The organism is Candidatus Protochlamydia naegleriophila (genome assembly GCF_001499655.1).
GTDB lineage: Bacteria > Chlamydiota > Chlamydiia > Chlamydiales > Parachlamydiaceae > Protochlamydia > Protochlamydia naegleriophila.
This window is the reverse complement of record NZ_LN879502.1, coordinates 2,758,352-2,778,323: the sequence shown is the minus strand read 5'-3', so window position 1 is coordinate 2,778,323 and position 19,972 is coordinate 2,758,352. Positions and strand designations below refer to the sequence as shown.

At 43.5% G+C, this 19,972-nt stretch carries 12 protein-coding genes and 3 rRNA genes; 9 read left to right on the top strand and 6 right to left on the bottom strand.

Annotated features, from left to right (window positions below):
- Positions 1 to 8: 8 nt before the first annotated feature.
- A complete protein-coding gene (locus tag PNK_RS11740) occupies positions 9 to 1,274 on the top strand; it encodes an OmpP1/FadL family transporter (protein ID WP_059062199.1) in 1,266 nt (421 codons plus the stop codon).
- A 124-nt stretch (positions 1,275 to 1,398) separates the two neighbouring features.
- On the opposite strand, the gene PNK_RS11735 is transcribed toward PNK_RS11740, so the two are convergent.
- Positions 1,399 to 2,292 carry a glycerophosphodiester phosphodiesterase family protein gene (locus PNK_RS11735; RefSeq protein ID WP_079992918.1) on the bottom strand — a complete coding sequence of 298 codons (894 nt, stop codon included), beginning with the start codon at positions 2,290 to 2,292 and terminating at the stop codon, positions 1,399 to 1,401.
- Positions 2,293 to 2,766: 474 nt separating this feature from the next.
- On the opposite strand from PNK_RS11735, the gene PNK_RS11730 reads away from it, so the two are divergent.
- The 3 genes from PNK_RS11730 to PNK_RS11720 all read left to right on the top strand — a co-directional run bounded on the left by PNK_RS11730 (position 2,767) and on the right by PNK_RS11720 (position 6,842).
- The gene (locus PNK_RS11730) at positions 2,767 to 4,524 is read left to right on the top strand and encodes a SulP family inorganic anion transporter (protein ID WP_059062196.1); all 1,758 of its coding nucleotides are present in this window, start codon (positions 2,767 to 2,769) and stop codon (positions 4,522 to 4,524) included.
- Between the two features lie 33 nt (positions 4,525 to 4,557).
- Entirely contained in the window at positions 4,558 to 5,187 is a 630-nt protein-coding gene (can, locus tag PNK_RS11725) for a carbonate dehydratase (protein WP_032124627.1), read from the top strand.
- Between the two features lie 161 nt (positions 5,188 to 5,348).
- Complete coding sequence (locus tag PNK_RS11720) at positions 5,349 to 6,842, top strand: ABC-F family ATP-binding cassette domain-containing protein (RefSeq protein ID WP_032124626.1); 1,494 nt, start codon at positions 5,349 to 5,351, stop codon at positions 6,840 to 6,842.
- Between the two features lie 293 nt (positions 6,843 to 7,135).
- Here PNK_RS11720 and PNK_RS13545 read toward each other — a convergent pair whose 3' ends face one another.
- The 3 genes from PNK_RS13545 to PNK_RS11710 all read right to left on the bottom strand — a co-directional run bounded on the left by PNK_RS13545 (position 7,136) and on the right by PNK_RS11710 (position 10,637).
- Positions 7,136 to 7,309, bottom strand: coding sequence for a hypothetical protein (locus PNK_RS13545; protein WP_158021807.1), 174 nt, complete (start codon positions 7,307 to 7,309; stop codon positions 7,136 to 7,138).
- Positions 7,310 to 7,398: 89 nt separating this feature from the next.
- The gene (locus PNK_RS11715; protein WP_059062194.1) at positions 7,399 to 9,483 is read right to left on the bottom strand and encodes a hypothetical protein; all 2,085 of its coding nucleotides are present in this window, start codon (positions 9,481 to 9,483) and stop codon (positions 7,399 to 7,401) included.
- Positions 9,484 to 9,845: 362 nt separating this feature from the next.
- Positions 9,846 to 10,637, bottom strand: a complete 792-nt coding sequence (locus tag PNK_RS11710; RefSeq protein WP_051981783.1) for a bestrophin-like domain — start codon at positions 10,635 to 10,637, stop codon at positions 9,846 to 9,848.
- Positions 10,638 to 11,145: 508 nt separating this feature from the next.
- Between PNK_RS11710 and PNK_RS11705 the strand changes: the two genes are divergently transcribed.
- From PNK_RS11705 to rrf, 3 genes are all read left to right on the top strand, one after another.
- A 16S ribosomal RNA gene (locus PNK_RS11705) occupies positions 11,146 to 12,685 on the top strand.
- A 321-nt stretch (positions 12,686 to 13,006) separates the two neighbouring features.
- A 23S ribosomal RNA gene (locus PNK_RS11700) occupies positions 13,007 to 15,953 on the top strand.
- Between the two features lie 156 nt (positions 15,954 to 16,109).
- Positions 16,110 to 16,224 (top strand): 5S ribosomal RNA (gene rrf / locus PNK_RS11695).
- The 16S, 23S and 5S rRNA genes sit together here, the layout of an rRNA operon.
- Positions 16,225 to 16,590: 366 nt before the next feature.
- Here rrf and PNK_RS11690 read toward each other — a convergent pair.
- Together PNK_RS11690 and PNK_RS11685 are read right to left on the bottom strand one after the other, a co-directional pair.
- A complete protein-coding gene (locus tag PNK_RS11690; RefSeq protein ID WP_059062192.1) occupies positions 16,591 to 16,908 on the bottom strand; it encodes a hypothetical protein in 318 nt (105 codons plus the stop codon).
- Between the two features lie 28 nt (positions 16,909 to 16,936).
- The gene (locus PNK_RS11685; RefSeq protein WP_059062190.1) at positions 16,937 to 18,487 is read right to left on the bottom strand and encodes a hypothetical protein; all 1,551 of its coding nucleotides are present in this window, start codon (positions 18,485 to 18,487) and stop codon (positions 16,937 to 16,939) included.
- 543 nt (positions 18,488 to 19,030) lie between these two features.
- Here PNK_RS11685 and PNK_RS11680 point away from each other — a divergent pair.
- Both PNK_RS11680 and PNK_RS14055 read left to right on the top strand, forming a co-directional pair.
- A complete protein-coding gene (locus PNK_RS11680; RefSeq protein WP_032124623.1) occupies positions 19,031 to 19,615 on the top strand; it encodes a hypothetical protein in 585 nt (194 codons plus the stop codon).
- Positions 19,616 to 19,868: 253 nt separating this feature from the next.
- Positions 19,869 to 19,958, top strand: coding sequence for a potassium-transporting ATPase subunit F (locus tag PNK_RS14055; protein WP_079992917.1), 90 nt, complete (start codon positions 19,869 to 19,871; stop codon positions 19,956 to 19,958).
- Positions 19,959 to 19,972: the final 14 nt, after the last annotated feature.

Here is a 19,972-nt window from a genome sequence, read left to right as displayed (position 1 = left end):
AGGAAAACGTGTTTAAGAAATGGTTAAGTCGTTTATTGGCTACATTAATCTTTTATCTCCCTCTGCAGATTGAGGCTGGAGGGGTATGCCTTTATGAAATTTCGTCAGCCGATACGAGGCTTGCCTCGGCAGGCTGGAGTGCGCGGGCCGATGATCCCTCTACGGTATTCACAAATCCAGCTGGAATGACACGACTTTGTGGAAAGCAGGTTGAGATGGGAGCTCAAGCAATTTTTGGGCACGTTCACTTTGATCCCGATTCAGATACTTCTATAAAGGGAGAAGACGGTGCTGGGAACATCTGGTTACCTTCAGGTAGTTTTTTTGCCGTTCATCCCTACAATGAAAACCTGACGTTTGGCTTGGGGAGCCTGGGCTACTTTGGGTCTGATTTGGTCTATGAGCATAACTGGGTGGGGCGCTACTACGTTCAAAAAATATTGTGCGAAGGTCTCTCGATAGTCCCGGCAGCTGCTTATAAGATCAATGAGCAGTGGTCGATAGGCGCTGGGGCTAATATCATGTATGGATTTTTGAAACAACGGGCAGCCGTCCACAACATTCTTGATATTCGTGGGGATGGATACTTCAACTTTCACGATTACCGTTTTGGCTATGGGGGAGTCGTTGGCGTACTTTATGAATACTCTTGTAACACCCGCTTTGGCTTACAGTATTTGACTCCCGTCAATCTGGATTTTCGAGCCACGCCCAAGTTTCACAATATAGGTCCTGTCTTGGATGCTTTTTTGCGAGATGTTGGCATCATTGGAAGCTCTCTTAAGCTGCACGTTAAAGTCCCTCAAAGCGTGATGCTGAGCGCTTATCATGCATTCAATCCCTGTTGGGCATTCTTGTGCAATGTGGGCTGGCAGCAATGGTCTCGCTTTCAAAGGGTGACGGTGAGCTTCAACGATTTAAACAATCGGACGCTGAGCTCTAAGAATAAGTATCAAGATACTTGGCACGCAGCAATCGGCCTTGAGTGGTATTACTCGCCTAGCCTAACCTTTTCGGGAGGGATCGCTTATGACTCTTCGGCCGTCACCGACTCACAGCGTCAGCTGGACTTTCCGGTCGGCAAGCAATGGCGTTTCGGGACTGGGGCTCGTTGGCAAATCTCGGACTGCTTGGCACTCGACTTTTCTTCCGCACTCATGTGGCAAGGAAACTTGAAATGCGATGTCAATAAACCAGTCGCTGGACATGTATCAGGAACCTTTAAGAATACCTATGGGGTGTTTATTAATTCGAACATCATTTATGTATTCTAAGGCGCTGATTGTTACCCATGCTTTCTAAAACTTGCTGCATGCGTCTTTATTTTGTGAGAGGTTGCCGAGTGGCTTGGATTGATTTAGGAGAGTGTGCATGGTATTTAATACCAGTCCTATTGTCTTATGATCGATTCACAAACGCAAGCATATCGATGGGGTAGTCAGTAATGACCCCATCGGCTCCCATCTCGATTAAGTGCTGGCAGATAGATTGTTGATTGATGGTCCAAGGGATGGCGCGTAAGCCTGCTTGATGAAGCCTTTCTACAACCTCTTTTGTCATTAAGTCGTAATGAGGAGAAATGATGGTGGCTTGCATTGAATGGGCAATTGAAATGACAGTGGGAAGCCAGTCAAGTGGATCGATCCCTTGCGCGATCAAACTTTCTTCATCTAGAATCAAGCCAAGTATGCAGTCTATATCTCTGCGGCGCATCTCTGCCAGTAAGGCAAGGTCGAAAGATGAATAGTAGACCCTGTTTGCAAAGCCTTTTTCGCAGACGATGTCGGCAATTTTTTTGACAATCAATGCCGGTTCCGGAATATAGTGGGGAGTGGCTGGATCTGCTTTGATCTCAAGGTTGAGTCGGATCATTTTAGCGTTGGGATGGCTCTCTGAAGAAAGGGCATTCAAGAGCTCTTGTAAAGTCGGAATGGGCGTTCCAGGGATTAGGTGCTGCTTTGGAAATTTGGGATGCAGCCGACAGCCACAATCTAATTCTTTGAGCTCGGAGAGAGTGGATTCTTTGATCAAAGCAATGTTTTGTATGGGTGAGCCATCCCGATATTGGCAAAGTCTTGGATTTAAAAAAAAGTCATGGTGGATGACGATTTCTCCGTCTTTGGTCATCAAAAGATCTACTTCAATGCCATGTACTCCCGCTTCGACAGCAGCGCTGAAGCTTGGTAGCGTATTCTCTGGCAGCAGTCCTCTTGCGCCTCGATGTCCTTGGATTTCAAAGGCTTGACTTAAAGAAGGGAGCAACATCATTAGAACCTTGGCCAAATGATTCATACTTGACCGTTAGGGTAATTATTATGTTTTTAAATATGGGGAAGGTGTGGTACTACTGGAAATGGGACTGATCAGTTCAATTTGTCTAAGCGCTACACTCAACCGTTTTTCATACCAATGGATATTACCACACTTATAGTCTATATTGCGATGTATATCTACGGATTTTCTTTGATGATATGGGCTATTTTTTTAGATAAGCATCCGACTAAGAAGACCAAGAATGCCGGCATTTTTGGACTGATCGTGTTGCTTTGCACGCTTGTTTACTTTTTTTATGTTTTATGGACGATCGGGATTACTTAAATCTTCCGACAATCTATTTCATCTGTTCTCTAAGTGTTGAAGTTTTTGAGGTAAAATTCCATCATTTAAGAGGGTGTTCACAAATTAACCGGTCGGACTTTGTGAACACCCTCTAAGCTTCGTAATTTTCGATGAAGTGATCGAAAGCTAAAGGAGTAATAAGGTACGATGAAAAATTTTTTCTCTAATCTGAAGCTTTATTCTCAAGACTATGTTCCCAAGACTTTTATTTGCCTGAGAGAAGGCTATTCTTTTTCTCTCTTCCTGAATGATCTTTTTGCTGGTATCACCGTCGGGGTCATTGCTTTACCTCTTGCAATGGCCTTTGCCATTGGATCGGGTGTCCCTCCAGAAAGAGGGCTGTTCACGGCGATCATCGCAGGCTTTCTCATTTCTTTTTTAGGCGGCAGCCGTGTACAGATCGGCGGGCCGACCGGTGCCTTTGTTGTGATCGTCTATGGTATCGTGCAGAAATATGGCTACGATGGGCTTGCTGCAGCAACCTTGATTGGAGGCTTGCTTATCATTTTAATGGGGCTTGCTAGGTGCGGGGTCTTGCTGCGCTTTATTCCTTATCCGGTGACGACTGGATTTACGACTGGGATAGCTGTGACGATTTTCTCTTCGCAGATTAAAGATTTTTTTGGGCTGCGCATGGAGCAGGTTCCGGCAGAATTTATTGACAAATGGTCAGCCTATGCCTCTCAAATTCATACGTGCAGCCTGTGCGCTGTGCTGCTTGCTGGCGGAACCTTGACACTCATCTTTACTTTACGTTATTTTTACCCGCGCTTTCCAGGTACCATTTTGGCTGTTATTTTGGCGGGATTGATTGCTTACGCTTTGCAGCTTCCTATTGAGACCATTGAAACCAAGTTTGGGGGCATTCCCAATATGCTCCCAGCTCCTAGCATTCCGGCTTTGAGTTTCGAAAAGATTCAGGAAGTCTTTCCAGCGGCCATTACGATCGCTCTGCTTGGAGGCATTGAATCTCTTCTTTCGGCGATGGTAGCCGATGGAATGACAGGGCACCGCCACCGCTCTAATTCGGAATTAGTCGCCCAAGGGATCGCCAATATTGGTTCGGTTCTATTTGGCGGAATACCGGCGACTGGAGCCATTGCCCGCACCTCTGCTAATATAAAAATGGGGGCTAAAACTCCAATAGCCGGCATGATTCATGCTGGAACGCTGCTTTTGCTGATGCTTTTTTTGAGCCCTTTTGCTTCTAAGATTCCATTAGCAGCCCTTTCGGCCGTGCTAATTTTTGTAGCGTGGAACATGAGCGAACTGCCCCACTTTGTCGAAATTTTGCGCAGCGATTTAAGCGATGCAGCCGTTTTAGTCATTACCTTCCTTCTCACCGTCTTAATCGATTTGACTGTGGCTGTGCAGGTGGGGGTCATTTTATCGGCCATTCTGTTTTTGAAGAAAATGAGCGATTCTACAACCATTGAAGCCTGCCGCATTTTAGTTTTAGAAGAAAGCAAGCAAGCTCCGCAAGAACCAGAGGCTGAGATTCTTTTAAGAGAAGATGTACCTTCTGATGTCATCGTTTTCGAAATGAAAGGTCCATTTTTCTTTGGCGTAGCTGATCTTTTAAACGAAACCCTGCGACGCATGAATGAGAAGCCGCGCGTATTTATTTTAAGGATGCGGCATGTTCCCATGATTGATACAACCGGATTACATGCTTTAAAGCAGTTTGCAATCAAGTGTAAAACCCAAGGCATTTTATTTTTAATTTCGGGCGCAAGGCCGGCAGTCATCGCTTCGATAAAGTCCATCCAATTGGAAAAAATTATTGGTCTTGAACACTTTTTCCCCGCTATTGATCTGGCATTGATTCATGCTCGTAAAAACTATTCGGAAAGCGGTGGTAAAGCGGATTTACAATTGCATACGGTACCGTTTAAGACGCATTAAAACTAAAGAAAATATAACTAGAGGTGATTTAAGATGAGAGACTTAAAAATCCTTTTTGACAACAACAAACAATGGGTTGAGAAGCATATAGGCAATGATCCTGAATACTTTTTGCGCATGTCTAAGGGGCAGCAGCCCCGTTATTTATGGATAGGCTGTTCAGATAGCCGCATTCCAGCCAATGAGGTGGTGGGGTTGGAGCCGGGGGAGCTTTTTGTTCACCGCAACGTTGCCAATCTCTTTGTTCACACTGATCTCAATTGCCTTTCCGTGCTGCAATATGCCGTTGACGTTCTAGAAATTGAGCACATCATTGTCTGTGGCCATTATGGCTGTGGTGGAGTGGCTGCAGCCATGAAAGATCAGCAGTTGGGTATCATGGACAATTGGCTACGAAATATCCGGGATATCTACGCCAATTCTCAATTTGAACTGGATGCAATGGAAGATCCTGTGCTGCGCAATAATCGCCTAGTTGAGTTGAATGTCTTGCAGCAAGTCAATAATGTTTGCCATACGACCATTGTGCAAAATGCTTGGGCGCGCAAACAGCCTCTTTGCCTACATGGTTGGGTTTATGAGCTTGAAACGGGCAAGCTGCGCGACCTCAATTGTTGCATCTCGAGTTTACAGCAGGTTGAAGAAGTGTATTTAACCCGCTAATTTAGACAAAGACTGCTCCAATATTAGCTTAGGCTGATATTATAGGGCAGTTATTCATTTTTTCTTTCTTTTTTATCTTCCTACTTCCAATTTTTTACTTTCACTTAGACCTTTCATCTGTTAAACTGATTGTTTTTTAATTTATTAAGTGAGTTGAACTTATGATTCAAGTAGATGGATTATCTTTGGCCTATCATGGCGAAGCCTTATTTGAGGATGCCTCTTTTAGTATACAACCGGGAGAGCGTTGCTCGTTAGTTGGCCGCAATGGTGCCGGTAAATCTTCTTTATTTCGCCTATTGACAGGACAAGAAACTCCAGATAAGGGAACGATCGCCAAGCGCAAAAATTACATCATTGGAACCTTGAATCAGCATATCGTTTTTACTAAGCCGACATTAATCGAAGAGGCTGCTTTGGGATTGCGACCAGAGGAAGAGGATTGCATTTATAAGGCCGAGACAATTCTTTTCGGTTTGGGATTTACGGAAGAGGACTTGGATCGTTCACCTCAAGAATTTTCTGGCGGTTATCAGTTGAGGCTCCATTTGGCCAAGGTTTTGGTGGGCGAGCCCGATTGTTTGCTTTTGGATGAACCGACAAACTACTTAGACATTGTGTCGATTCGCTGGTTTACTAAATTCCTTCAGGAGTGGAAAGGAGAATTCATTTTGATTTCTCACGATAGGGAATTTTTAGATAGCGTCTCTACCCATACCATGGGGATTCATCGCCAGAAAGTGAGCAAATTTAAAGGTAGTACGATCGATTTCTTCGAACAAATTATGCAGAAAGAAGAGATTTATGAGAAGACGCGTTTGAATCTGGAGAAGAAGAAGGAGCATCTGCAAGGATTTATCGATCGTTTTGGAGCCAAGGCTTCCAAGGCTACTCAGGCAGCATCTAAGCAAAAGCAACTCAGCCGCATTCCGGTCATGGAAAATCTAAAGAATCTCTACCAACTCGATTTCCAGTTTAATGGAGCTCCTTTTCCCGGCAAAAAAATGTTGGAAGTAGAAGATATTGCGTTTGCCTACGATCCGACAGCAGAAAAACCTTTGATCGATCATTTGTCGCTTTTGATCGAAAAAGGAGAGCGAGTTGCTATCATTGGAAAAAATGGACGAGGCAAGTCGACGATCCTGCGTCTATTGGCGGGTGAGCTCAACCCCTTAAAAGGGGAAGCCAAGCGTTCCGATAACCTAGCCATTGGTTATTTTGGCCAGACTAATATAGACCGCTTACATCCCAAGCATACCATCGAAGAAGAAATTTCTTCGGCTAATTCAAAGCTCAATTTTACTCAAGTCAAGAAAATTTGCGGTTTGATGATGTTCAGCGGGGACAAGTCTTGCAAGCGCAATGGAGTCTTATCAGGGGGAGAAAAGAGCCGCGTTTTGATCGGCAAAATAATTGCCACACCGTGCAATTTATTGTTATTGGATGAACCGACTCACCACCTTGACATGGAATCAATCGAAGCCCTGATTGATGCGATTGAGGATTTTGAGGGAGCCGTTATTATCGTGACGCACAGCGAATTGATCTTGAAAAGAATGGGCTTAGATAAAATTGTCGTGTGCCACGAAGGAAGGCAAGAGCTGTTTTTGGGAACTTATGAAGAGTTTCTCGATAAGAATGGCTGGGAGGAGTAAGGCTTCGTTCGTAAAAATTAGGATGCCATATTAGGGCGTGTCAAATTTTAGGCGATTAGCAATTTGACGCGCCCTAGAAAATATTGTCCCCTTCAGAGGTAGCTAGCTTGGTTTTAATCGGGATCCTTCTGCCCGGTGAAAGAGATAAAGTCCCGTTAAAATTACAATGAAAGCCGCTGCAAAAGGAGAGAAGCTATAGATCAAACACGTTTTCTGCACTCACGAATTGCAAGCTCAAAAATCAAAAGCATTGGTAATAAAGACGTTAAGAATGCTGCTAAGAAAAGTAGCGATCACTCTTGTTTGGAAAATGTGAATTGCTGGATAGGGTTGCGGAAATAAGAATAGGCAAGCAGTAAACCTCCAGCTAGGAACATGCGTGCGACTGTTAAAAGTGGGGTTGGGGGATAGTCAGTCCAATGCTGAAAATGCTCCCGAAGAGCGCCTATATAAGAAAGGCTTGCCACATGATGCTTTAGATGGGAGAAGTGCTTACTGTTTGAAGAGTTTCTAAAACTGTCACTATGATCTATCCATATGTATTTATAAAGCTTCTTTAAGCAGATGCAGGGATAGGTTTTGTGAATTTTGCTTTTAATGTAGCAAAAGCTAAATTGGCTACAATTTTGATCTTGTCTAGGAAATTGAAGCCTGGCAAGGTAGCTAAAGGATTCACTTTTAAAACTTTAAAGCTAGGCGTATTTTCAGTCACGACTTTAACGGCTGGTCCCTCTGCGTCGAAGATTTGTTTATCAAATTGATGCGCCTTTTGAGGAGGTAAATGAGGGCGTAGGTATTCTAACATTAATCGTTCGGCAACAAATCCTGTACGGTCTTTGGCACTGAGACAACCAAGAGATAGGCAGAGTTGGTTAGAATCTAAGAGTGCCTTAATAAAATCTTCTGCTACTGCATAGCTCGTTTGTTTGCCTTCCAAAATGGAGGCTTTGACCTCTGGGAAATCGTTGAAAAGATCAGGATGAGCGTTGAGTAGATAAGACATCTCTTCTTGGTTGATGCGAAGCTGGGTTTCATCATTTGTTGTATTCCCCTGAACGGAAGTGTTGAAGAAGTAGGTGCTTAACGTGATTTCCTTGTTTCCGCCGCCATCAAAGAAATGAGGCAAGTAGATCGTGTCTTCATCAATTAAGGGGCCTCTACCATCAAACACAAGTTTTTTGTCCTGAAATTCATGGAAAATTTCTTGCATGTCTTCCATCTCAACACGTTCATCATGCACCCAGCCTGTGCTGTCTTGAGTATTGCTTTTTTGATTCAACAAGGCGACGTGAACCATGTCAAAGCTTCCATTGGATAGAAGGGCTTCTTTGACTTTTTCAGGATTGCGAGCGACCTGCTCGCTTACGAGTTGGATCATTTGCTGCTGAAGAACCCGTTTGCGGTCGTGCACGACATGGTCGAGATAGGTGAGATCGTTTTTCATTAGCTTCAACTGATTCACGGCATAGAGTGCTGATTCTAATTGCTTTCCTTGAAGATTTGGCAACTGCTTTTCAAGAGCTTGCAATTTTTGTTTGATTAAACTTGGATCGCTTCGCATGGCTTTTAAATCGGTCAGGCTATACCAGCCATTTCGCATGTCTGACATGATTCCCACCCGCACAAAACCAACGGCTCGTTCACCCTCTATTTCAAGGGATTGATAGCGCATGTTAACGGGGGCGGATACATAATTTCTAATGGCTCGATCAAAGCTGCCCGAAGCTTTTATTTGGTCTCTAAAATAATTTGAGGAAACCCAATCATTCTTGGCAAGATAGGCTTCTCCATTTTGCAAGGCCTGCTCATAGTAAAGAATATCGGATTCGATTAAGGCACGCTCTTGCGGTGCCGCCTGGGATAGCTTCATTTTAAGATGGACTAACATTTCTTTGGCGAAGTCAATCGCTTGAGACACTGTTGAAATCCGCTCGATTTCCTGTCTTCCCATCTCTTCTCCGTCGATTATATAGCTATGAGAGATTGTAGGATCACTTTGTGTGGCATTAGGGCCTAGTAAGCGACTGCGAGAATGAGTCAAAGGCTCTTCCTCCCCTCGGATGCCTGTCAATTCGTCATCCTCTTCATAGGATTTAGTGACTGTTGGAAGGCGTTCTTGTGCAATTGACTGGACTAGATGCAATTCATTGTCGGTCGGCGTGGGGTTAGGTTGATTGGAAGGGGGGCTGACGCGCTGCTGCCTTACGGGCACAGTAGTTTCTGGATTTCTTGTTGTGGGGAATGCCTTCTGAAATGCTTGAGTCGCCAACTCTTGGGTTTCAAGCTGCTCACTCTGTTCGGCTTCTCCTTGGAAATTGGCCGTGACGATTGCCTTTTGAGGAGTCGTCTTGATGGCAATCGACTGCAAATTTTCCTTCACTAAATCAACCTGAGATAGCCGACTAAAAAAGTCATTGGCAAAGAACTGGATTGCTTCTAACTGTTCATGTTTCAAGGGCCTGCTCACATCGACTTCCTTACCGCCAATTTTGAGCGTACTCACGACGTAGTTCAGCCCATTTGGCAAAACGAGCTGGCCATTTTTGAGAGTAACCGGCTTTAGTTGAGGAGAATCAGGCAATAATTCTGGTTGAGTAGAACTAAGAGAACTATGGGCTATATGAGATGGATCAACTTGCATGATAAACCTCATTTAATTGTTAGTTATATTATAACACTAAATGTTTAAATGTTAATAATGAAACTTATTGTTTTTTAATAATCCATTAAATTGTTTGTTCGTTTTTTACTGAAAGATAGATTGTTATGTATTTATAAAAAATAATAAGTGGCCCAGTGGTATGGGAGCATTGGATATGATTTGCACTGGAGTAGATATTTATAATTATAAATGCCATATCATTCATCGCATATAGTCGTGCGTGTGGGTTCAGACATCTATATATTAAGATTTATCTATGAGAGTTGTCTTTTTACTTATTAGCTGTTTGCTGGGATTCAATAGAGGGCATGCAGAGAGGTGGGAGAGTTATTATAGAAAATTTAAGTAGCCTTTTCTCTTTTGATTTTTTTGTAGAGATCGATCATCGATTGCTGGCTTACTCTGAGAAGCCCTTCTTGGGGACGATCTAGGTCTCCAATTAAAGCCATGACGATCGAAAAAGTTAGGATGAGCGTGCTGTGTAGAGTAATCAGGTGCTGGCCCGACAATCCTGACTGGTATCCCATCGCTGCCATAGCTAAAAAAGCGACACAATAGATCGCATCCCAAATGACTTCAGGAATGTGGCTGCGCAATCCTTTCATCACGCGTTTGGAATGGATGTCGATGACCTCATTTAATGATTGGATGAATAGGCCGGCTATGATTGAGTCGGGGGAGTCGCGAGCGATTTGCTCAGCCTGATCCCACATCGCATCTTGCAGATGCTCAGATGTCTCAATCCCTGCGAGGGACGATCCGCTGAGAACAGCCTCTAATCGAATGCTCACATATTCCCTTAATAGCTGTCTGATTTTTTCTGCTTGAGGCTCGGGCAGATAGCCTGTTCGTAAATAGGTTGTTCCAATCGCATTCGATTCCTCTAAAACTAAATTCCTTCTCTCATCGAAGCGATTAGCTGCCATATTGAATGTAAAAGCCAAAATAAAGGCGAACAAACCGAGGGTTGCAGCTACGGCCGAGTTTAATGGTGCCTCTTTCAGATTGGGGGATCGTCTTTTCTTATATAGCCCTAAGCGAAATCCGATTTCAAAGGCTAGCCAAGTCAGACCAATCGTGAATAAAAAGATTCCCCAAAGCGGAATATGGGCAAATAAAGAATAAAAAAGCATGGTGGAGACTGTCCCTCTTAATGAAGAGAAAAGCGTTCAATACGCGTAAAATTCTATAAATATAATTTTATTTAGTGTAAATAGAGAAATAACATCCGCATCTACTCCCATTTGGTCGCTTGTCAGGTTCATTGGTTTGCCATCATTTGACCCAGGAATCGGCGCAATTGACTGCATGTTACTCTCTAGTCGCTCCTCTTTGTTAGAGTGAAATTTACACAATACGCTTTGATAATGAGGGGATTAAGATGATTTGTCTTCTTTTCTTTTGTTTAAGTGTTGCAGTTAATTCTCCGTTTCGCTAATCTTTTGGTACTTCAACGATGAATAAATCGTAAATAGCAGATGCCAACGAGCTCTGCATAAGTGTTTTGACAGTATAAGAGAGACAATGTGCAAGCATAAACAATAGAGCTTGTGTGGGACAGTTTACCTGTCACACATATTAGTATCGCTCAAGAAGCGATACGATTAATATAATCAACTCAATTTTTCAAGAGTTTATTTTTTCTGTGAGAATTTGATCTTGGTTCAGATTGAATGCTGACGGCGTGGATGAGGCATGCAAGTCGAACGGAACCTTCGGGTTCAGTGGCGGAAGGGTTAGTAATACATGGGTAACCTGCCTTTAACTCTGGGATAACGGTTGGAAACGACCGCTAATACCAGATACGGTGAGAATAAGACATCTTTTTCTTATTAAAGTGGGGGATCGCAAGACCTCGCGGTTAAAGAGGGGCCCATGCGATATCAGCTAGTTGGTGTGGTAAAGGCGCACCAAGGCTAAGACGTCTAGGCGGATTGAGAGATTGACCGCCAACACTGGGACTGAGAACTGCCCAGACTCCTACGGGAGGCTGCAGTCGAGAATCATTCGCAATGGGCGAAAGCCTGACGATGCGACGCCGTGTGAGCGAAGAAGGCCTTAGGGTCGTAAAGCTCTTTCGCTTGGGAATAAGATAAACTGGCTAATATCCAGTAAGTTTGAACGTACCAGGTAAAGAAGCACCGGCTAACTCCGTGCCAGCAGCTGCGGTAATACGGAGGGTGCAAGCATTAATCGGATTTATTGGGCGTAAAGGGCGCGTAGGCGGGGATGTAAGTCAGACGTGAAATCCCGGGGCTCAACCTCGGAACAGCATTTGAAACTACATCTCTCGAGGGTAGGCGGAGAAAACGGAATTCCACAAGTAGCGGTGAAATGCGTAGATATGTGGAAGAACACCGGTGGCGAAGGCGGTTTTCTAGTTTATTCCTGACGCTAAAGCGCGAAAGCAAGGGGATCAAACAGGATTAGATACCCTGGTAGTCCTTGCCGTAAACTATGTATACTTGGTGTAACTGGACTCAACCCTAGTTGTGCCGTAGCTAACGCGTTAAGTATACCGCCTGGGGAGTACAGTCGCAAGGCTGAAACTCAAAAGAATTGACGGGGACCCGCACAAGCAGTGGAGCATGTGGTTTAATTCGATGCAACGCGAAGAACCTTACCCAGACTTGACATGCAGTAGACCGGTCTAGAAATAGGCCTTTCCTTCGGGACTGCTGCACAGGTGCTGCATGGCTGTCGTCAGCTCGTGCCGTGAGGTGTTGGGTTAAGTCCCGCAACGAGCGCAACCCTTATCATTAGTTGCCAACATTTAAGGTGGGAACTCTAATGAGACTGCCTGGGTTAACCAGGAGGAAGGTGAGGATGACGTCAAGTCCGCATGGCCCTTATGTCTGGGGCTACACACGTGCTACAATGGTCGGTACAAAAGGCAGCGAAACCGCGAGGTGAAGCAAATCCCGAAAGCCGGCCCCAGTTCAGATTGTAGTCTGCAACTCGACTACATGAAGACGGAATTGCTAGTAATGGCGAGTCAGCAACATCGCCGTGAATACGTTCCCGGGTCTTGTACACACCGCCCGTCACATCATGGGAGTTGGTTTTACCCGAATCCGCTGGCTTAACCGCAAGGAAAGAAGCGTGTAAGGTAAGGCCGATGACTGGGATGAAGTCGTAACAAGGTAGCCCTACCGGAAGGTGGGGCTGGATCACCTCCTTTAAAGGACAGTTTGCTTTAATTAGCAAACAGGTTGGGCAAGCTCTATTAGCTCGTACATTGTCTTACTTATACTGTCAAACACAGACAGTCGTTATTTTGAAAGTCATAAAAGTTTAAGAATCAAGTTTAATCTAAAAACGTTGATTGTTTGGTAACAAACAATGAAACGTGAATACGTAAAGTAGATGTAAATCATCTTATTAAAACAATTCACTGATCAAAATCAGCGCTTGAGAATAATCTTCACACAAAATTTAAGTGACATAAGTAGCAATACTTATGTGAGTCGTACTCATACTTAATTGCTTGAGACTAATTTTTGGTCAAGCTATTAAGGGCTATTGGTGGATGCCTTGGCATTAACAGGCGATGAAGGACGCGAAACCTGCGAAAAGCTTCGGTGAGCTGGATAAAAGCTTTGACCCGGAGATATCCGAATGGGGAAACCCAACCAGAGTAATGTCTGGTTATCCTTAACTGAATACATAGGTTAAGGAAGCGACACCTGCCGAACTGAAACATCTAAGTAGGCAGAGGAAAAGAAATCAAATCAGAGATTCCCATAGTAGCGGCGAGCGAACTGGGAAGAGCCCAAACCGCTATTTCTAATAGCGGGGTTGTAGGACTCATCACAATGGCTAGCAAACTTTAGCAGAACATTTCTGGAAAGTCAGGCGACACAGGGTGAAAGCCCCGTATGCGAAAAAGCAAGCTAGCTAGATGAGCACCTGAGTAGGGCCGGACACGTGAAACCCGGTCTGAATCCGGAGGGACCACCCTCCAAGGCTAAATACTCGTTAATGACCGATAGTGAACCAGTACCGTGAGGGAAAGGTGAAAAGAACCCCTGTTAGGGGAGTGAAATAGAACCTGAAACCAATAGCTTACAAACGGTCGAAGGCCTATGCCCAATTTTTTGGGAATGGCTGACGGCGTGCCTTTTGCATGATGAGCCAGCGAGTTGCGTTAAATGGCAAGGTTAAGGGACATCGTTCCGAAGCCGAAGCGAAAGCAAGTCTTAAAAGGGCGTTAAGTCATTTGGCGCAGACACGAAACCAAGTGATCTATCCATGACCAGGTTGAAGCAAGGGTAACACCTTGTGGAGGACCGAACTAGTAACTGTTGAAAAAGTTTTGGATGAGTTGTGGATAGGGGTGAAAGGCCAATCAAACTTGGAGATATCTTGTTCTCTTCGAAATAACTTTCGGGTTAGCCTCGGACAGCCCTTTACAGGGGTAGAGCACTGAATTCACGCGGGGGTCTACCGACCTACCAAAGGAAATCAAACTCCGAATACTGTAAAGTCGTCCGGGAGATAGACAGCGTGGGATAAGCTACGTTGTCAAAAGGGGAACAGCCCAGATCGCCGATTAAGGCCCCTAATTCTATGCTAAGTGAGTAAGGAAGTGGAGTTTCTAAAACAGTTGGGATGTTGGCTTAGAGGCAGCCATCATTTAAAGAGTGCGTAACAGCTCACCAATCGAGAAACTCTGCGCCGATAATATCCGGGACTAAAGCATAGAGCCGAAATCGCGGGTTTATTCTGTATAAGAATAAGCGGTAGGAGAGCGTAGTATGCAGCGTCGAAGGCGTACCGTAAGGAGCGCTGGAGCGCATACTAGTGATAATGCATGGCATGAGTAAACGATAAAGGAGGTGAAAATCCTCCTCGCCGAAAACCTAAGGTTTCCAGGGTAAAGCTCGTCTTCCCTGGGTTAGCCGGTCCCTAAGCCGAGGCTGAAAAGCGTAGGTGATGGAAAGCAGGTTAAATATTCCTGCGCCGCCTAAAACTATGATGAAGGGTCGACGGAGTACGTCAAGCACGCGGACCATTGGATGTGTCCGTGGAACAATGAGGCCGGTTGGTAGGCAAATCCGCCAACATAACGCCAGGTTGGGACTAAGGGGAATCTTCGGAGGAACCGATAGTGTAGCGCAATGCTTCCAAGAAATAGACTCTAATCGTTGATGGCGACCGTACCAAAACCGACACAGGTGGGTGGGAAGAATATTCTAAGGCGCGCGAGAGAACTCTTGTTAAGGAACTCGGCAAATTATCCTCGTAACTTCGGGAGAAGAGGAGCCACAAGTTGTGACAGCACTTGCTGCTTGAGCATCATGTGGCCGCAGAGAAATGGCCCAGGCGACTGTTTAACAAAAACACAGCACTATGCAAAGACGTCTAAGTCGAAGTATATGGTGTGATGCCTGCCCAATGCCAAAAGGTCAAAAGGAGATGTTAGCCGTAAGGCAACGCATTGAATTTAAGCCCTGGTGAATGGCGGCCGTAACTATAACGGTCCTAAGGTAGCGAAATTCCTTGTCGGGTAAGTTCCGACCTGCACGAATGGTATAACGATCTGGGCACTGTCTCAACAAGAGACTCGGTGAAATTGTAGTAGCAGTGAAGATGCTGTTTACCCGCAATAAGACGGAAAGACCCCGTGAACCTTTACTGTACTCTGATATTGGCTCTTGACTTGTCATGTGTAGAATAACCAGGAGACTAAGAAGGTCTGCCGTCAGGTAGGCTGGAGTCGTCGTTGAAATACTGGTCTTGATAAGTCGGGAATCTAACGAAATCCCATGAAGCTGGGATTCGGACATTGTCAGACGGGCAGTTTTGCTGGGGCGGTATCCTCCTAAAGAGTAACGGAGGAGTCCAAAGTTTGCCTCATCGTGGTTGGCAATCACGAGTAGAGCGTAAAGGTATAAGGCAAATTAACTGTGAGACCTGCAAGTCGAACAGAGACGAAAGTCGGGCTTAGTGATCCGGCGGTGGAATGTGGAATCGCCGTCGCTCAACGGATAAAAGGTACTCCGGGGATAACAGGCTTATCGCCACCAAGAGTTCATATCGACGTGGCGGTTTGGCACCTCGATGTCGACTCATCGCATCCTGGGGCTGAAGAAGGTCCCAAGGGTTTGGCTGTTCGCCAATTAAAGCGGTACGCGAGTTGGGTTCAAAACGTCGTGAGACAGTTTGGTCCCTATCTTTTGTGGGCGTAGGATACTTGAGAGGAGCTGCTTCTAGTACGAGAGGACCGAAGTGGACGAACCAATGGTGAGCCGGTTGTTCTGCCAAGAGCATTGCCGGGTAGCTATGTTCGGAACGGATAAGCGTTGAAAGCATATAAACGCCAAGCCTCCCTCAAGATAAGGTATCCCTATCAGACACCATATAGACGATGTGGTTAATAGGTTGGGTGTGTAAGCGCAGTAATGCGTTGAGCTTACCAATACTAATCGGTCGATCGGCTTGACCACCTTTTTTTTACTGAAGGATGAAGACCATTCCCTTCAGCACAAAGTGTGGTCCAATATACAAAATCAAGCGTGTGAGATTATTTTCAAGCACTGTTTTTGGTTTAGTGAATTTACGATTCAGATTTAAACGACAAGACTAAACTTTTATGATTTTCGCTTGGTGGCATTAGAGAGAGGGAAATACCTGATCCCATTCCGAACTCAGAAGTCAAGCCTCTGATCGCCGATGGTACTGCACACAAGAGTGTGGGAGAGTAGGTCGCCGCCAAGCTTTTTTTTCATGGCCTTAAAACAAACGTTTTAAGGCCTTTTTTTTTGCTCTCAAATAATCCATTTTTTTCTAGTCGTTCTCCACGCTCGCATTATCTTCCCGTTATTCATCGTTGCTCGCTAGACGCTCGTCACTAGGGGTTTTCAGTCGGCCTACCGGCCTCTCACAACGCTGATTCAATACGATCACGTAGGTAATATTCTATCCAAGCACATGGCTCTTTTTGTTAACGTCTGTCAAATAAACTTAATACGTTAGAGGCCTTTAGGCCGACTGATTTTAAAGCCCACCGTGAAAGCGGTGGGTAATGGCAAAAAGAAGAGTGGAGCCCGGTAGGACTGATTGATAAGATAACTGATCAAAAATCTAATAGTTGGAGAGTATATCTTTCATTTTTTCTGTTAAAGGCGCCTCTGAGTCATTTTTGTTTTCCCAAGTATATCCCTGCTGCTGCAACCCGTGAATAAAATAAAATTGCTCAAAGGCTTTTGCGAATACCTTCTTATCATCTTTAGGGTAAACTTTCCAACCCACGCGATTTGCTTCTTTAAATTCCGATGAAACAGTGATGCCATTCATGGTCAAACTCTCTAGCATGTTCTTATCGAGAATGGTCACTTCCTTTTCAGGAGCCAATTCAGCTACAGTTGCATAGGTAACAGGATGGATAAGGCATTTAATCATTTTCTACCTCTATTTTTTTCTAATCACATTAATTTAAGAAACGCTCCTCATACTGAGATTGGAGACTTATAATAACATCGCGTAAAGGTGTTTTCGCGACCAAAGCCGCGTTTAATTCTTCCGCTACAGTATCTAACCACTCTAATTGAAGATCTGGTACATCGTTCTCTGCCATAATCTGTTTATAAGTAGCGATCGCTTCTTTCGAAAATAAAACTGCCATTTCAGGCTTGAGAGGCTGTTTCAAGGCTGGTATTTGTAAATATTCCAATTTTAGAGCCTTAATCTCTTTAAACATAAGACAGCTATCATGGTCAATACCTACTACGCTAGCCGAATGGCTTGAAGTTTGGAAAAGAAAATTTGCACTATTGCGATCACTATTAGTGAAGAGCAAGTCAAAAATGGCAAGTTTATGAAGTTGATCGCTCTCGACAGGAATGTTCGCCGTTTCTATCTGTGCAATTTTTTGAGAATCTTGTACAAACATCTGAGCCGATCCCACCCAGTCTTTGATTACAAGTGCAACCGTTAATGGAATGGGAAATTGACCATGATAATTAAGTTTGGAAGCCGTGCATTCGGCTTGCATGATTTCTCCTCCCTTCTCATTTTCCGAAGCTGGTTTGAAAACCCAATGACTGTCCCCTTTTACATTTAAAAAAAATGTCTGGTTGATATTGACAGAGTCTTCCTGCATGGTTCTAGCATTGACAAGGGGCAATCCTTTTAACCCGTCTTTAAAGATCTTTAATTTGGCCTGATATTCATCAAGATCTTTCAGAAAAGCAATACTTGGTTCATCTCCTTCACTTGCTTTGCCCTTGAGTATTCCTATTAGTCGTGCTTGAGTAGGTTTTGTCTGTGCAAAAAACCTGTCTAAAGTGCCGACAGGAGGCTTTTCTTGTAAATATTTATTCACCTGCTCTTGAATTTGATCGCATGAATCAAAATCCTCCACGGATGTTAGTAGCGCATGTAAACTAGCAAAAACATAGGCCGGATGAGGTTGGACATGGTGATTTAACTCAATTCCTTTATCACTGAATTTTTTAATAGTCGGGTCAAATAATGCGTCATGAATAGCTGAGACTTCTTTGAAATCTAAAGGCTTAGACTGGGCAAGTCTTTTGCTGGCTAAATCAACGCAAACTTGCGCTATATCGACAAAGAAACCTTTTGATGAGTCTTCAGGTAATAGCTCTCGAATCTCTGCTTCACTTAATTCAAAGGCTAAAGACATTTTATTGATGATTTGAGCCTCGCTTAATTTGGATGAAATCGCAAAAATTTTCATGTGAATGGCATTTGTTACCTTATCACTCGTTACTTTCAGTGGAGGTAAAAGTGTTTTAACAGTATGAAGCTCAGTTGAGTAAGCTCTTAAATCCGAAGATAGTTGAGGACGGCCGATACATTTTGCGCAAATCGCCTCTATTTTCTCGCGATGTTCACCAACTTTACTAGTAATCACTTCGTATTCCCGACCGTTAAAGGTTCCACTTTTTACAGCCAAAGTCAATGATTGCAATTCTTGGGTTAATGTTCTCAATTCATGAAGGGGGGTTATTTCATTCATAGAACACCTATTGATAGTTCAATTTGATAGTTCAATATTTAATTATAGGTTATATTATTAATTAATAAATGAAATATTTATAATTTAACCAGCTACAGGCTTTGAGTGAATTGTTTTATTTGCTTGCAAATAACTAATTGTTAATTTTTTAAAATCAATTGAATTGAAGCGAAAATATTTTAGAATTAAATGGTTTAAATTATATTAACAAGATTATTTGTGAAGACAGTGTTATGGGAATTGACTTAGTATTATGGACTGCAAAGAGTACGCTGTTGCGAAAGGACGAAATTTCTCGATTTTTTCTTTAAACTCTGTTGGTCACTAAGCAATTAAGCTAGCGGCTCCTTTGTCACTTACCAGGAAAGCTGGGCTTCTAGAATTAACTCCTCAAGCCATCACAGCTTCGATTGCATTTTTGGCATGTATTGCAATAAATTAATTTCTATCAAGTAATTGATCGCTTTCGTAAAATATTCTTATTAATTTTATTAATTCGATGCTTAGAATGAGCATTAATCTTTATCTAAAAGGTGAATTAAAATGATAGGGTCGGGCGATCAAACATTTTTAACGGGTTTCAATGCCAGTTATTTAAATGAGAAAGGCGAAAAGTCGATTGATGAATCCAAAGCTACAAGAGAAGATGAGCAAGAAGCGAGGGTAAATGAACAAGTTGAACGGATCATTAATCCAGCACGAGCCGAAACGAAAGAATGTCTAGTTTTGGCCGAACGAGTTGTTTTAAAAAGCTCTCAAAGTGAGGAAGGATTTGAGATTGTTGATCCGGAAATGGAAGAAGTTGAAGCCGAATCAAGCAAGCTCTTTTCCGCAGTCAATTGGCTATTCAGCGGCTTTAAAAGAAATGATGGCAATGAGGTAATAGAAAGGGCACGTGAACGCTGTCTGGCTTTAGAGACTGAACTACATCTTCAAAACAGAACGATCGATGTTCTTGACAATAAGCTAAAAATTGTTGATAGCGCTATTGATAAGTTAAAACAAGATAATAAGAGTTTGAAAGAGGAGAATGGTACTTTGAAAGATAATCAAGAGATACTTCAAAATCAGATCCGCGTGCTCATGCAGGAAAATAATCGCCTTAAAGAAGCTCTTGAAAAAAAGTAGGTGCTCTATGATTACACTTCATTTTAGTCTGGAAACACCACTCAGAATTTGAATCCCCACGTTGCTAGAGAAAATAACATTCTAATAGCTGCAAGCGATAATCCAAGATCCCATTGTGCTGGCCTCGGCAGCCTTACTTTTTCTTTGGTCACTTCAATTTGCAAAAAAGATTATTCCGTTCGCGTGCGGTTTGTATGGAATTTATTTTTTAAATCCATTTACATGAATCAGAACTTCAGCAGGGAAGAAGATCATGGAAGGTGAATTTATTTGGGCTTTCAGCCTCTGTCTATTTTTACTCGCTTATCTGACTTATGCGATTCTACACCCTGAAAAATTTTAAGCTAGTGAGGGGCA

What these genes read in the sequence shown, in the direction of transcription:
- PNK_RS11680 (WP_032124623.1), top strand. Translation starts at nt 19,031, where the DNA reads ATGATAGGGTCGGGCGATCAAACATTTTTAACGGGTTTCAATGCCAGT.
- PNK_RS11730 (WP_059062196.1), top strand. Translation starts at nt 2,767, where the DNA reads ATGAAAAATTTTTTCTCTAATCTGAAGCTTTATTCTCAAGACTATGTT.
- PNK_RS11715 (WP_059062194.1), bottom strand. Translation starts at nt 9,483, where the DNA reads ATGCAAGTTGATCCATCTCATATAGCCCATAGTTCTCTTAGTTCTACT.
- can (WP_032124627.1), top strand. Translation starts at nt 4,558, where the DNA reads ATGAGAGACTTAAAAATCCTTTTTGACAACAACAAACAATGGGTTGAG.
- PNK_RS11710 (WP_051981783.1), bottom strand. Translation starts at nt 10,637, where the DNA reads ATGCTTTTTTATTCTTTATTTGCCCATATTCCGCTTTGGGGAATCTTT.
- PNK_RS11735 (WP_079992918.1), bottom strand. Translation starts at nt 2,292, where the DNA reads ATGAATCATTTGGCCAAGGTTCTAATGATGTTGCTCCCTTCTTTAAGT.
- PNK_RS11720 (WP_032124626.1), top strand. Translation starts at nt 5,349, where the DNA reads ATGATTCAAGTAGATGGATTATCTTTGGCCTATCATGGCGAAGCCTTA.
- PNK_RS11690 (WP_059062192.1), bottom strand. Translation starts at nt 16,908, where the DNA reads ATGATTAAATGCCTTATCCATCCTGTTACCTATGCAACTGTAGCTGAA.
- PNK_RS11685 (WP_059062190.1), bottom strand. Translation starts at nt 18,487, where the DNA reads ATGAATGAAATAACCCCCCTTCATGAATTGAGAACATTAACCCAAGAA.
- PNK_RS14055 (WP_079992917.1), top strand. Translation starts at nt 19,869, where the DNA reads ATGGAAGGTGAATTTATTTGGGCTTTCAGCCTCTGTCTATTTTTACTC.